Source organism: Streptomyces sp. NPDC047130 (assembly GCF_040643475.1).
GTDB lineage: Bacteria > Actinomycetota > Actinomycetes > Streptomycetales > Streptomycetaceae > Streptomyces.
In genome coordinates this window covers 47,872-62,054 of record NZ_JBEYUK010000008.1, presented here as the reverse complement: position 1 = coordinate 62,054, position 14,183 = coordinate 47,872, and the positions used below count along the sequence as shown (strand labels likewise).

Below are 14,183 nucleotides of genomic sequence, written 5' to 3'. Positions count from 1 at the left end.
CCGCCCCGCCGGGCGGGCCCCGGCCCACCAGGCGTGCAATTGCGCCAACTGCTCCCGAAATCCCCCGCATTGACAACGGAAGGCAGGAAAATGGACGAGAACACCCGCTACCAGGTGCTGCGCAACGACGAGGAGCAGTACTCCCTCTGGCCCGTGGACATCGAGGTGCCCGCCGGCTGGCAGCCCGTCGGCAAGGAGGGCACCGAGGCCGAGTGCACCGCCTACGTCGACGAGGTCTGGACCGACATGCGCCCGCGCAGCCTGCGCGAGCGGATGGAGAACGCCGGTTCCTGACCCCGTGCCGCCGGTGGGGCGCGGAGGCAGGCCGCCTCCGCGCCCCACCGGGCCCGTCCCGTCCCTCCCGCCCCGCCGGGCGTCACCCGCCGTCCGCACCCGCCGTCGAGACGAGGAGACCTCATGCCCATGCCCGTCCTGCGCACCGAGCGCCTGGAGTTCCTGCCCTACCGGCCCGAGCACGAGGACGCCTTCGTGGCCCTGCTGCGCGACGAGGAGGTCTGCCGCTGGATGGGCCAGGACCGCGTGCCCGAGGAGGACATCCGGCGGATCTTCCGCGCCATCCTCACCGACGTCTACCCGACCCGGCTGTTCGACGTGTGGGGCGTGTGGCACGGGCAGGACCACATCGGTCACGCCGAGGTGAAGCGGACCGGCAACGTCGACGGCCACGAACTCGTCGTCGCCCTCGCCCCCGGTCACTGGGGCAAGGGCCTGGGCACCGAGGCGGTCCGCGGCCTGATCCGGCACGCCGCCGACAACCTCGGGCTCGAGAAGGTCTACGGGATGGTCGGCGCGGAGAACACCGCCAGCCTCGCCATGTCCCGCCGTCTGGGCTTCGTCCCCGTGCGCGACGTCGTCGGGGACGACGGCACGACGACACGGATGCTGATGCTCCCCACCGCCCCCTCCGGTCAGGACGCCCCGGCATGACCCCGGACCCGGACGTCCGCGCGGCCCGCCCCGACCTCCGCGTCCCCTGGTTCCGGCACCACCGGACCGGGCGGCCGCGGCTGCGGCTGGTGTGCTTCCCCCACGCCGGGGGCACCGCGGCGGTGTACCGCACCTGGCCGCAGGGGCTGCCCGAGGAGGTGGAGGTCCTCGCCGTCCAGTACCCGGGACGGCAGGACCGCCTCACCGAGCCGTGCGCGCGGTCCATGACCGAGCTCGCCGACGCCGTCACGGCCGCCCTCGGCCCCTTCCTGGACCTGCCGGTGGCGCTTTTCGGCCACAGCATGGGCAGCGCCGTCGCCTACGAGGTGGCGCTCCGGCTGCGGCGCGTGCCCGGCGCGCGGACCGTCGCGCTGTTCGTGTCGGGGCGGCGCGCGCCCCATCTGGGGAACCGGGTGCCGGTCGCGCTCGACGACGCCGGACTGCTGGAGTCCGTCCGGCGGCTGGGCGGCCCCGACGCGTGGGCCTACGAGCATCCCGACATGGGCGACCTGCTCCTGCCGTCGCTGCGGGGCGACCACCGGCTGCTGCACGGCTATCGCCCCGATCCGCCGGCCGAGCGGCTGCGCGTCCCCGTCACCGCCTACGGCGGCGACCGCGACCCCGTCTGTCCGGTGGGTGACCTGGACACCTGGGCGGAGGTCACCGACGCCGGACACCGGACGGTGGTCCTCCCCGGCGGCCACTTCTACCTGCGGGAGCGGGAGGAGGAACTCCTGGCCCACCTCTCCTCCCGCCTCACCCCGCCCGCCCGGCCGGATCCGGCCCGCGCGGGGCCTCTCCGGGACGGGCGCGTGCCCCCCGCGGAGGTCAGCCCTCCGCGGGGGTGAGGACGACGAAGTCCGCGGTGGACGGGTCGAGGCAGACGGCCATCCGGCCGACGCCCTCCGCGGTCTCGGGACCCATCTGGATGCTGCCGCCGTTCTCGGTGACCCGGGCGACCGCGGCGTCGCAGTCGGTGACGTTGAAGACGGGGTGCCAGTAGGGCCGGCCGTGCGCCAGGCCGAGGTGTTCGGCGGGGAGCTCCATGACGCCGCCGTGCATCCGCTCCTCGGGGAGGCCGGCGGGGGTGATCATGGAGTACGTGCCCCCGCCGCCCGGCAGGTCCATGTCGCTGAACCGCCAGCCGAGGACCTCGCCGTAGAACTCCTTGGAGGCGGCCGCGTCGCTGGTGTACAGCTCGGTCCAGGAGAGCGAACCCGGCTTGTCGACCAGGTCGACGCCCTTGGTGGTGCCCGGCTGCCAGACCGCGAACTGGCCCCCCAGGGGATCGTCGTACTGCGCCATCCGGCCCCACTCGTCGAGGTCCCGCGGGGGCACGCGCACGGTGCCGCCCGCGCGTTCCACCGCCGCCGTGGTGGCGTCCGCGTCGGTGACGCTGTAGTAGATCATCCAGGCCGGACGGGCGCCCTCCTCGGTGAGCCTGCCGAGGCCGGCGACGGTCCTGCCGTCCTTCTGGAACATGCCGCCTTCCATGTCCTCGCCCTCGCCCATGGACCGGTAGTCCCAGCCGAGCACGGCCCCGTAGAAGGACGCGGCGGCCCGGACGTCGGGTGCGCCGAGGTCGAGCCAGCAGGGGGAACCGGGGGCGAAATCGTTGGTGATCATGGCGATGGTCCCTTTCGCGGATTCCGTACGGATCCAGCCTGGCACGGGGGACCGGGGCCCGCCTGTCAGCGGGAGCGCCGCGGAGGGCCGCCGGGGTTCCTCAGACGCTCCCGCGGGCGGAGAAGGTGACCCGGGCCAGCCGCAACGGCCCCCGCAGCCGCAGGCGCAGGTCGCGCACCCCGGCCAGGACGCCCGGGTCGAGGGGCGCGCGCAGGGTGACGTAGGCGTAGCGGTCCTTGGTGGGCTCCGGCGGGGTCAGGGTGGCGAGGGCGGGGCCGTCGTCGACGGAGAGGCCGACGGTGCCGTCGCCGGACACCTCGACGGCCACCCCGTCCACGCCGTCGCCGAAGTCGCAACCGCGGAAGAGCAGCTCGCCCGGGCCGGAACCGGTCGTCGTCACCGCGTCGCCGGCCGTCCTGGTCCGGTCGACGATCAGCGTGCCGCTCTGCTCGTCGTAGCAGGCCGCGTCGAGGCCCTGCGCGAGGACGGGGCGCGGGCGGGCGGGCTCGCCGGGCAGCCGCACCACGCACCGCAGGCGGACGTCCTCGCTGGAGGCGCCGGCCAGCAGCTCGTAGCCGCCCGGCTCCACCCGGAGGCGGCCGAGGGCCACGTCCCACAGGGCGAAGGCGGACATCGGCACCTCGAAGGAGAGGGCGGCCGTCTCCCCGGGCGCCAGCGTCACGCGGCGGTGGGCGACCAGCTCCCGGCGCGGACGCGGGACCGAGGGGTCCACGGCGCGGACGTAGAGCTGGGCCACCTCGTCGGCGGTGCGGTGGGCGGAGGTGTTGGTGACGGTGAACGCGACGCGCACGGCGGCGCCGTCCGCGTCCGGGAGGGCGGTCAGGCCGTCGTAGGCGAAGGACGCGTAGGACAGGCCGTGCCCGAACGGGAACAGCGGTGCGCCCCGGAAGTACAGGTAGGTCTGGCCCGAGCCGATGACGTCGTAGTCGAGGAGGGGCGGCAGGTCGGCGTCGTCGGCGTACCAGGTCTGGGGCAGCCGGCCGGCGGGGGAGACGTCGCCGGCCAGCACGCGGGCCAGGGCGGTGCCCGCGGCCTGGCCCCCGTGCGCGGTCCACAGCACACCGGGGACGTCCGCCACGTCCGGCGCGTACGGGTAGGAGGAGGTCAGCGCCAGCACGGTGGCCGGACGGGCGGCGCGGGCCGCGCGGAGCAGCCGCTCCTGCTGGGCGGGGAGCCGCAGCGTGGTCCGGTCCTCGGTCTCCCGCCCGTTGATGTGCGGGTCGTTGCCCGCGACCACCACGACCACGTCGGCGGCGGCCGCGGCCCGGGCCACCGCCTCCTCGCCGCGCTCGGTGACGACCAGGTGGAAGACCTCGGGGGTCCCGTCCGCCACCCGCACGCCGTCGGCGTCGGCCCGCACGGGGAGGCCGGTCGCCAGGTGGCGCAGGAGGTGGCCGTCGCCGTGCGGTTCGAGCCGGAAGGTCTCCCGGACGACCCACCCGCCCGGCTGGTCGGCGGAGGCCCGGACGAACCCGTCCTCCGCCGCCGAGAGGTGACGGCCGTCGGGCGCGCGCAGCGTCAGGACGCCGTCCCCCCAGTCGACGAGGGCGAACACGGTGCCGGTGGCCGCCGTGGTGAGCGGCGGCAGGTCGGTGCGCCCGGCGAGCAGCGCCGGGTCGAGTGCGTCCTCGGCGCCGCCCGCGGGCGCCGCGGTGTCGTCCGGGGCGGGCGGCACGTGCAGGAACGCGCCGGAGGAGGTCCGCAGCACGACCCGGTCCGCGCCCTCCGCGAACTCCACGTTCGCGGCCCCGAACCGTTCGCGGAGGCCGTCGAGCGGGGTGGAGCGGTGCAGGAGGGAGCCGCTGTACCAGTCCAGCTTGCACTCGTCGGCCAGCAGCCCGACCACCGCGATCCGCGCGCCCGGGGCGATCGGCAGCACGCCGTCGTTGCGGAGCAGGACGACCGCCTGCTCGGCCGCCTCCCGCGCCAGCTCCCGGTGCTCCGGCGTGTCGAAGGCGTGGTCCCCGGCGTGCGGCCCCCCGTCCGGGTCGAACTCGCCGAGCCGCAGCCGCACCGACAACTGGCGGAGCACCGCCCGGTCGACGTCGGCCTCGGTGAGCAGCCCCAGCTCCAGTGCGCGCGTCAGCCGGGCGACGGTCGGCGCGCTGTCCGTCCCGTGGTCGGTGAAACTGTCCACGCCGGCGCGCAGGGCCGCCGCGACGGCCTCCTCGTGGGTGTCGTGGTAGTGCTCGGAGTCCACCAGGTTCGACGGCGCGCCCGCGTCCGAGCAGACCAGCAGGTCCTCGCCGGTCCAGGTGCGCAACGGGTCGTCCAGCAGCGGGGACACGTGGTTCGGGCGGCCGTTGACCAGGTTGTACGCCGGCATCACCCCGGCCACCGCGCCCGCCCGCACGGTGTCGCGGAAGGCGCGCAGGTCGTACTCGTGCAGCACCCGGGGCCGCACCGAGCTGGAGCTGGTGTCGCGGTCGGTCTCGTTGTTGTGCGCCAGCCAGTGCTTGAGCACGGGGGCGGTGCGCCAGTGCATGGGGTGGTCGCCGCGCAGCCCGCGGGTGTAGGCCGTGGCGATCGCCGAGGTCAGGTACGGGTCCTCCGCGTAGCCCTCCTCGTTGCGGCCCCACAGCGGGTGGCGCAGCAGATTGACGGTCGGCGCCCACACGTTGAGTCCCACCCGGTCGTCCGCCCGGCGCATCGCCCGGATCTCCCGGGACACCGCCTCGCCCACCCGGCGCACCAGCGCCGGGTTCCAGGTGGCCCCCAGGCCGACGGACTGCGGGAACACGGTCGCCGGACCCGCCCAGGCCACCCCGTGCAGCGCCTCCTGGCCGGTGCGGAAGGCGGCGACGCCCAGCCGTTCCACGGCCGGGGCGTACTGGTGCAGGAAGCGGATCCTCTCCTCGGGAGTCAGCCGCGACAGAAGATCCGCGGCGCGCCGGGCGAACGGCAGGAGCGGATCGCGGAACGGCGGCCCGGACGGAGTGGATGCGGTCACGTGGAGTTCCCCCAGCGGCTGGGCGGGCGAGGACTTTCGAAGCGCTTCGATGCTCGACGGAGCCCTCCACGGGTGTCAAGGGAGCGACCTCGGCCGGAAACGTCCTGCCGCCGACACAGCACCCGACACCGCGTGTTGGGACGGCCCGTCCCCGGCTCCCACGAATATTGACGGCCGGTCTTGTGCGCCTCCGGGTGTTCACCTAACCTCGCTCCACATCGAAGCGCTTCGACGACCGGGTCCGCGCCTCCCCGCATGCCCTCCCGCCGGACGAGCGCCTCCGTTCAGCCAGTTCCGCCGAAGACACCGCAGCCGACGGCCACCGCTGGGTGTCCTGGTGCGCCACGAAGGGTTGACGCAATGACGCCGCACGCCCCCCGCACGTCCGCCGGTACCAGCAGGAGGAGCTTCCTCGCCTCGACCGCCGCCGTCACCGCGGCGATGGCCGGAGGGGCGCCGCTCCTCACCGCCTGCGGCGGCGGAGGGCGGCAGGAACGCAAGGAGGGCGCCACCTCCGGGAAGGACGCGCAGAAGCTCCTCCCCGCCTTCGTGGCCTCGAACGTCGTCACGCCGGACCTGCCGGCGAAGAACGGGTCGGCGGCCGGCTTCACCCGGGCGATCCCCTCGGCCGAACTGAAGACCTCGGTCCCCCGCAAGCTGGGCAGCGGCGGGAGACTGACCGTCATGTCGCCCTTCTGGGGCACCCCGCCCCCGGGCGACAACCCGTACTACCGGGCGATGGACGAGGCGGCCGGGGTGCGGGTCACCTGGCAGAACCAGGACGGCGTCACCTACGACCAGAAGCTGGGCGCGGTCCTCGCCTCCGACACCGTCCCCGACGTCGTGGTCGTCCCCGGCTGGAACCTGATGGGCCGCATACCCAGCGCCGTCAACGCCAAGTTCGCCGACCTCGGTCCCTACCTCTCCGGCGACAAGGTCAGGGAGTACCCGAACCTCGCCGCCGTGCCCACCGAGGCCTGGCAGCGCGGCATCTTCGGCGGGCGGCTCCGCGGCGTCCCCATGCCCGCCCCCTACGTCACGGACATCGCGCCCCTCTACCGCAAGGACGTCTTCGACGAGGAGGGGTACGACCTCCCCACCAGCCCCGACGCGTTCCTGTCCTGGGCCCGGGAGGCCACCGACGCCAGGTCCAAGCGCTGGGCCTGCGACGACATGAAGTGGACCGCGTTCAACGTCTTCGGCGTCCTCTCCGGCAGCGACAAGGCGCTCTGGTGGAACCTGGACGGCGACCGACTGGTCAACCGCGTCGAGACCGAGGAGTACCTCGAGGCCCTGGAGTGGACCCGCAAGCTCTACGCGGCCGAGGTGGTCCACCCGGACGCCGTGCAGGGCAAGGCCGGCGGCCAGCCCGGAGACCGCTTCACCGCGGGCGAGGTGCTGGTCTACAGCCAGAACATCTCCGACTGGTGGGGCAAGACCGCCGAACAGCGCACCCGCCGCGGCGACTTCGAGATGGGTGCCTTCGACATCTTCGGGGCGGACGGCGGCGACCCCACCCTCTGGGCGGTCCAGCCGGCCAACATCTTCACCTTCGTCTCCGGCGAGGCCACCGAGCAGCAGATCAAGGACTTCCTCGCCCTGTGCAACTTCTGCGCCGCGCCCTACGGCACCGAGGAGTTCATGCTCACCGCCTACGGCGTGGAGGGCACCCACTGGGAGATGAAGGACGGCCAGCCGGTCAAGACCACCCAGGGCGTCAACGAGGTCAACGGCGCCTACGACTACACCGGCAACCCCGCCCCCTACATCGCCTATCCGGACCTGCCCGACGTCACCCGGGCGATGGTCGAGTGGCAGCAGCGCATGGGCGCCTTCACCAGGAAGTCGTCCTTCTTCGGCCTCACCGTCACCGAGCCGGCCCGCTGGTCCAACCTGGCCGACGGGTTCGAACAGCTCGAGGACGACGTGGTCCGCGGCCGCAAGAAGATCAGCGACGTCCAGCAGGCCGTGTCCGACTGGCGGAGCAAGGGCGGCGACGGCCTGCGCGACTGGTACCGCAAGCTGCTCGACGACAACGGCTCGGCCCGCTGACCGGACGCCGACGCGAGGAGAAGGCCGTGTCGCACAGCACCGTGCCGAGGAGCACCGCGCAGGAGGAGACCCCCGAGGAGCCACTGCCCCCCACCGGGGGCCGGGGCCGCCGCGGCGGGCGCCGTCGCCGCGGCGGGAACCGCGAGGACGGCGGCAGGTCGAACCGGCGGCTGCGCTGGCGGCGCGACCGCACCCTGATCCTGATGACCGTGCCGGCCCTGCTGCTGGTCCTGGTCTTCAACTACATACCGATCCTCGGCAACGTGGTCGCCTTCCAGGAGTACGACCCGTACCTCAGCGAGAACGGCTTCGTCGCCGTCCTGGAGAGCCCGTGGATCGGCTTCGAGCAGTTCGAGCGGATCTTCGCGGACTCGGCCTTCTGGCACGCCGTGCGGAACACCTTCGTGCTGTTCCTCCTGCAGCTCGTGCTCTACTTCCCGATCCCCATCCTGCTCGCGCTGCTCATCAACAGCGTGGTCAGGCCCCGGGTGCGGGCCGTCGCCCAGGCGATCATGTACCTCCCGCACTTCTTCTCCTGGGTGCTCGTCGTCACCGTGTTCCTGCAGATCTTCGGCGGCGCGGGCATCATCGCGCAGACCCTCCGCCAGCACGGCTACGAGGGCTTCGACCTGATGACCGACCCGGAGATCTTCAAGTACCTGGTGACGCTGCAGACGGTCTGGAAGGACGCCGGCTGGGGCATCATCGTCTTCCTCGCCGCCCTCTCCGCGGTGCCCCACGAGCTCTACGAGGCGGCCGCCATGGACGGCGCCGGACGCCTGCGGCGGCTGTGGCACGTCGCGCTGCCCGCCCTGCGCCCGGTCATCGCCCTGCTGCTGGTGCTGCGGGTCGGGGACGCCCTCACCGTCGGCTTCGAACAACTGCTGCTGCAACGCCAGGCGGTGGGCGTCGAGGCGTCCGAGGTCCTCGACACCTACGTCTGGTGGAACGGCATCCGCAACCAGGACTTCGGCTACGCCGCCGCGGCGGGCCTGATCAAGGGGGTGGTCGGCCTGGCCCTGGTGCTGACCGCCAACAAGGTGGCCCACCTCATGGGCGAGCAGGGGGTGTACCGGAAATGACCGCCGTCCACGACACGGCTCCCGGCCGAGGACCCGCGGGGAAGCGGCCCGGCCGGTGGGCCGCCCCGCCCCGCCCCGCCTGGGAGGAGGAGCCGACCCGCGCCGGTCAGGCGGGCAAGGGGCTGGTGCTCGGCCTGGCCTGCCTGGCGATCCTCTTCCCGCTATGGATCGTCGTGGTCACCAGCCTCCAGACGAAGGAGACCATCGACGCGGCCGGCGGCCTGGTGGTGATCCCCGAGAGCCTCACCTTCGTCGCCTACCAGGAACTGCTGGGCGGCGGCCAGGTCCAGCGCGCCACCCTCGTCAGCGTGGGCGTCACCGTGGTCGGCACCCTGTTCAGCATGACGGTGTCCGTGCTGTGCGCCTACGGACTCTCGCGCAGCGGCTCCCTCGGCCACCGCTGGATCCTGATGACCCTGCTGGCCACCATGTTCTTCGGCGCCGGCCTGATCCCGACCTACCTGCTGGTCCAGGCGCTGGGCCTCACCGACACCTACCTGGCGCTCATCCTGCCCAGCGCGGTCAGCGTCTTCAACATCCTGGTGCTCCGGGCGTTCTTCATGAACATCTCGGCGGAACTCATCGACAGCGCACGGATCGACGGGGCCGGGGAGTGGCGCATCCTGTTCCGCATCGTGATCCCGCTGTCCCGCGCGGTGCTCGCGGTCATCGCCCTGTTCTACGCGGTGGGGTACTGGAGCGCCTGGTTCAACGCGTCGATCTACCTGACCGACCAGGACATGATGCCGCTGCAGAACGTGATGATCCAGCTCGTGCAGAAGGAGGAACGGCCCGTCGGGCTGTCCGCCCAGATCAACACCGGGCAGCTGTCGCCGCTGGCCGTCCAGATGGCCGTGATGGTCCTGGCGCTGCTGCCCGTCGCGGTGCTCTCCCCCCTGGTCCAGAAGCACTTCAAGAAGGGCATGCTCACGGGCGCGGTCAAGGGCTGACCCGCCCCACCGGCCGCACCCGCACCCGTCCGCCGGCCCTGTCCCGGGCCCTTCCTCCGGCCCGCCCGCCCGCTCCCCGCTGCCCGTTTCCCGCTGCCCGCTCCCCGTTTCCCCGCACTCCGCTGCCCGCCCCCCGCTCCCCGCTCCCCGAGAAGGAGGTACCCGCCGTGGCCGTGCCCCCCTCCGCCCGGCCCACCCCGGCCGACGTCACCCGCGGCCGTCTGCTCTTCGGCGGCGACTACAACCCGGAACAGTGGCCCGAGGAGACCTGGCGGGAGGACGTGCGCCTGATGCGGGAGGCCGGGGTCAACACCGTCACCGTCGGCGTGTTCTCCTGGGCGCGGCTCGAACCGCGGCCGGGGGAACACGACTTCGGCTGGCTGGACCGGGTGATGGACCTCCTGCACGGGGCCGGCGTCGGGGTCGTCCTGGCCACCCCCACGGCCTCGCCCCCGCCCTGGCTCGGCCGGCTCCACCCGGACACCCTGCCCCGCGACGAGGACGGGCACCTGGAACGGTGGGGCGGACGCCAGCACTTCTCCCACTCCAGCGCCACCTACCGCCGCCACGCCGCCGCCATCACCGAGGCCCTGGCCGCGCGCTACGCCGGCCACCCCGCCCTCACCCTGTGGCACATCAACAACGAGTACTGCACCTACGACTGGGGCGACGAGGCCGCCGCCCGCTTCCGCACCTGGCTCCGCCACCGCCACGGCACCCTGGACGCCCTCAACGAGGCCTGGGGGACCGCCTTCTGGAGCCAGGGCTACGGCGACTGGGCCGAGGTGCTGCCGCCGCGCCGCACGCACTACCTGAAGAACCCCGCCCAGGTCCTGGACTTCCGCCGTTTCACCTCCGACATGCTCCTGGAGTGCTTCACCGCCGAACGCGACATCGTCCGCCGCCACACCCCGCGCGTGCCGGTCACCACCAACGTCATGCCGCTGTGGGAGGGCGTCGACGCCTGGCGCTGGGCACGGGAGGAGGACGTCGTCTCCGTCGACCTGTACCCCGACCCCCGTGACCCGCTCGGCGCCCAGTACGGCGCGCTGGTGCAGGACATGACCCGCTCGCAGGCGGGCGGCGGGCCGTGGATGCTGATGGAACAGGCCGCCGGGGCGGTCGCCTGGCGCGGCGTCAACCACCCCAAGCCGCGCGGCCTCAACCGCCTGTGGTCCCTGCAGGCCGTGGCCCGCGGGGCGGACGCCGTCTGCTACTTCCAGTGGCGCCAGTCCCGGCAGGGCGCCGAGAAGTTCCACTCCGGCATGGTCGGCCACGCGGGGGAGCACGGCCGCACCCACCAGGAGGTCCGCCGGATCGGCGCGGACCTGGCCCGCATCGCCCCGCACGTCGTCCCCGGCCGCGTCACCGCCGAGGTCGCCGTGCTGCACGACTGGCACTCCTGGTGGGCCGGCGAGCACGAGGGCCGGCTCTCCCGCGAGGTCACCCTGCCCGTCGTGCTGCGGGCCTGGCACCGCGCCCTGTGGGAGGCCCACCTCACCACCGACTTCGCCCACCCCGAGCACGACCTGACCCGGTACCGGATGATCGTCGTCCCGCAGCTCTACCTGCTCACCGACGCGGCCGTCGACAACCTCGTCGCACAGGTACGCCGCGGCGCCACGCTGGTCTGCGGCTTCCTCACCGGCGTCGCCGACGAGGACGACCGGGTGCGGCCCGGCGGCATGGACCCGCGGCTGCGCGAGCTGTTCGGGATCCGCACCCTGCACGAGTGGTGGCCGCTGGAGGCGGGGGAGACGATCCCCTGCGAGGGCTTCCGCGGCACCCTGTGGTCGGAGGAACTCGAGGGCGACGGCACGGCCGACGCGACCACGCCCTACCGCGGCGGCGAACTCGACGGCCTGCCCGCGGTGCTCCGCAAGGGCACCGCCTGGTACGTCTCCACCCTCCCCGAACCCGCGGCGCTGCGCGCCCTGCTGACCCGGATCGCCACGGGCGCCGGCGTCCGCCCCGTCCTCGACGGACTGCCGGAGCGGGTGGAGGCGGTCCGCCGCGGCCAGGCGCTCTTCCTGCTCAACCACGGCGCCGGACCCGTCACCGTGGAGGTGCCCGGAACCCACCGCGACCTGCTGACCGGGACCACCCTCACCGACCGGGTCACCCTGCCGCGGCACGGCGTCGCGGTCCTGCGGCCATGAGCACCGGTCCGGTCCACGGCGCCACCGGTCCCGTCCACGGCACCTGGGAACCGCGCCCCGCCGCCCGCTGGGAGGACGCCTTCCTGGCCGGCAACGGCCACCACGGCGCCCTGGTCCACGGCGACCCCCACGACGAACGGGTGATCGTCACCCACCACGCGCTGGTCCGCCCCGACCCCGACGGGGAGGACACCCGGGACCGCCTGCCGCCCCGTGTCGCCCACCTCCTCCCGGCCGTCCAGGACCGCCTGCTCGCCGGCGACCTCCACGCCGCCGACGAGCTCACCGACGGCCGCCCGCTGCGCTGGATCCGCCCCTTCCACCCGGCCTTCCAGGTGCGCCTGCGCCGCCCGGACGCCACAGGCACAGGCACAGGCAAAGGCACAGGCGCACGCACAGGCGCAGGCGCCCGCCACGGCTACCGGCGGGCCGTCGACTTCGCCACCGGCGAGGTGCGCGTGGACTGCGGCGGACACACCGCCCGCCTGTTCGTCTCCCGTGCCGACGACGCCGTCGTCCAGCACCTCACCGACCCCGGACCCGCCCTCGACGTCCTCCTCGACCACCGCCTGTCCGGCGCCCCCGCCGCGGCCGACGCGCTCCACCGCCACGTCCGCACCCCCGAGGGGGCCCTGCTCGGACTGCGGGTGGGGTACCCGGGCAGTGAGCGGGCCTACACCGGCGTCACCCTGGTCACCGCTACCGGCGGAACCGTCACGGTCACCCCCGAGGGCATCCGGGTGGAAGGCGCGCGGGAGGTGCTGCTGCTCACCCGGGTGCGGCGGCACACCGGGGAGGCAAACCTGCCGGCCGAGGGGCGGGCCCTGCGCGCCCTGACCGCCGGGCGGGCCGACGCGTACCCGGCCCTGCTCGCCCGCCACCTCACCCTGCACCGCACCGCCTACCGCCGGGTCTCCCTCGACCTCTCGGCCGATCCCGCCGAACGCGCCCTCAGCGGCAGCGCGTTGCTGCGCCGGCCGGACAGCCCCGCCCTGGCCGAGCGGCTGTTCGCGGCCGGCCGCTACCACCTGCTCTCCTCCAGCGGCCTCAACCCGCCCCGGCTCACCGGACTGTGGACCGGCGAGTGGGACACGGCCTGGTCCGGCGGCTTCACCACCGACGCCAACCTCAACCTCCAGACCGCGTCCGCCACCGCGGCGGACCTTCCCGAGGTCACCGAGGCACTGGCCTCGCTGGTCCACCGCCAGCTCCCCGACTGGCGCGACAACGCCCGCGCCGTCTTCGGCGCCCGGGGAGTGGTCGCCCCGGCGCACACCGACGGCGAGTCCGGTCACGCCTACCACTTCGACCGCGACTACCCGCTCCACCTGTGGACGGCCGGCGCCGACTGGCTGGTCAAGCCCCTCGTCGACCACGACGAGGCCCGCGGCGCACACGACCCGCGGACCACCGCCGTCCTCGCCGAGATCGCCTCCTTCTACGAGGACTTCCTCACCCGCACCGACGAACACGGCCGGTGGGCCGTGGTCCCCTCCTACTCGCCCGAGAACCGGCCCGACGGCGGCGGCCCGGGCGCCGTCGACGCCGCCATGGACCTCTCCGCCGCCCGCCACGCCCTGCTGACGGCCGCGGACCGGCACCCGGAGCACGCGGCCCGCTGGCGCGCCGTCGCCGCCCGGCTGCCGCCGCACCGGACCAACGCCGACGGCGCCCTCGCCGAATGGGCCCGGCCCGGCCTGCGGGACGCCTACGACCACCGGCACCTGAGCCACCTCTACGGCGTCTGGCCCCTCGACGAGATCGACCCCCACGACACCCCCGCGGCGGCCCGCGCCGCCCACCGTGCCCTCGCCCTGCGCGGCGCGGAGAACGACTCCGCCCACGGCCACCTGCACCAGGCGCTGATCGCGGCCCGCCTGGGCGACGGCGGCCGGGTGGCCGCCGCGCTGGCCCGGGTGCTCCACGGGGATTACTTCCACGCCTCGCTGATGAGCTCGCACTACCCGGGCCGCGACGTCTACAACGCCGACGCCGCCCACACCCTGCCCGCCGTGCTGATCGAGGCGCTGGTGCGGTCCACCCCCGACCGGCTGGTCCTGCTGCCCGCCCCGCTGCCCGCCCACCCCGCCGGCACCCTGCGCGGCGTCCGCACCCGCTTCGGCGCGACGCTCGACCTCACCTGGTCCCCGGAGGGCGGCACGGCGGTCCTGCGGCCCTCCCGCACGCACCGCGTCGACCTCAGGACCCCCTCCGGCGCGCAGGTCCTCCACCTCGTCGCCGGCCAGGACCACGTGCTCACCCTGACCGGCCCCCGGCCGCGGTGAACCGCCGGCCCGGACGCACTCCGGTGCTTGCGCCCGGCCATCCGCGAGCTCGCGGAGTCACCGGACCGCTCGCACTCCGCGGTCGGCCGGACGGGTCGCCGCCCTGCGCG

Annotated in this window: 10 protein-coding genes; 8 read left to right on the top strand and 2 right to left on the bottom strand. The window is 74.2% G+C overall.

Features of this window, described 5'->3' with window-relative positions:
* Nucleotides 1-90 precede the first annotated feature (90 nt).
* The 3 genes from ABZ836_RS13180 (at nucleotide 91) to ABZ836_RS13170 (ending at nucleotide 1,796) form a co-directional block, all read left to right on the top strand.
* Nucleotides 91-294 (top strand): MbtH family NRPS accessory protein, encoded by a 204-nt coding sequence (locus ABZ836_RS13180; protein ID WP_356138127.1) that lies wholly within the window; start codon nucleotides 91-93, stop codon nucleotides 292-294.
* 123 nt (nucleotides 295-417) lie between these two features.
* Nucleotides 418-948 (top strand): GNAT family N-acetyltransferase, encoded by a 531-nt coding sequence (locus ABZ836_RS13175; RefSeq protein WP_361141815.1) that lies wholly within the window; start codon nucleotides 418-420, stop codon nucleotides 946-948.
* Nucleotides 945-1,796 (top strand): alpha/beta fold hydrolase, encoded by an 852-nt coding sequence (locus ABZ836_RS13170; RefSeq protein ID WP_361141813.1) that lies wholly within the window; start codon nucleotides 945-947, stop codon nucleotides 1,794-1,796. The genes ABZ836_RS13175 and ABZ836_RS13170 overlap by 4 nt, the downstream gene beginning before the upstream one ends.
* Here ABZ836_RS13170 and ABZ836_RS13165 read toward each other — a convergent pair.
* On the bottom strand, nucleotides 1,777-2,574 hold the full coding sequence (locus ABZ836_RS13165; protein ID WP_361141811.1) for a VOC family protein: 798 nt from the start codon (nucleotides 2,572-2,574) through the stop codon (nucleotides 1,777-1,779). The two genes, ABZ836_RS13170 and ABZ836_RS13165, sit on opposite strands and share 20 nt — an antisense overlap.
* Nucleotides 2,575-2,674: 100 nt before the next feature.
* Complete coding sequence (locus ABZ836_RS13160; RefSeq protein WP_361141809.1) at nucleotides 2,675-5,545, bottom strand: glycoside hydrolase family 3 C-terminal domain-containing protein; 2,871 nt, start codon at nucleotides 5,543-5,545, stop codon at nucleotides 2,675-2,677.
* 360 nt (nucleotides 5,546-5,905) lie between these two features.
* On the opposite strand from ABZ836_RS13160, the gene ABZ836_RS13155 reads away from it, so the two are divergent.
* The 5 genes from ABZ836_RS13155 (at nucleotide 5,906) to ABZ836_RS13135 (ending at nucleotide 14,073) form a co-directional block, all read left to right on the top strand.
* Nucleotides 5,906-7,597, top strand: coding sequence for an extracellular solute-binding protein (locus tag ABZ836_RS13155; RefSeq protein ID WP_356138137.1), 1,692 nt, complete (start codon nucleotides 5,906-5,908; stop codon nucleotides 7,595-7,597).
* 26 nt (nucleotides 7,598-7,623) lie between these two features.
* The gene (locus ABZ836_RS13150; protein ID WP_361141807.1) at nucleotides 7,624-8,679 is read left to right on the top strand and encodes an ABC transporter permease subunit; all 1,056 of its coding nucleotides are present in this window, start codon (nucleotides 7,624-7,626) and stop codon (nucleotides 8,677-8,679) included.
* Nucleotides 8,676-9,629 (top strand): carbohydrate ABC transporter permease, encoded by a 954-nt coding sequence (locus ABZ836_RS13145; protein ID WP_356138141.1) that lies wholly within the window; start codon nucleotides 8,676-8,678, stop codon nucleotides 9,627-9,629. Before ABZ836_RS13150 ends, ABZ836_RS13145 begins: the two co-directional genes overlap by 4 nt.
* Nucleotides 9,630-9,802: 173 nt before the next feature.
* Nucleotides 9,803-11,788 carry a beta-galactosidase gene (locus ABZ836_RS13140; protein WP_361141912.1) on the top strand — a complete coding sequence of 662 codons (1,986 nt, stop codon included), beginning with the start codon at nucleotides 9,803-9,805 and terminating at the stop codon, nucleotides 11,786-11,788.
* Nucleotides 11,785-14,073, top strand: a complete 2,289-nt coding sequence (locus ABZ836_RS13135; protein ID WP_361141805.1) for a glycoside hydrolase N-terminal domain-containing protein — start codon at nucleotides 11,785-11,787, stop codon at nucleotides 14,071-14,073. The genes ABZ836_RS13140 and ABZ836_RS13135 overlap by 4 nt, the downstream gene beginning before the upstream one ends.
* Nucleotides 14,074-14,183 lie beyond the last annotated feature (110 nt).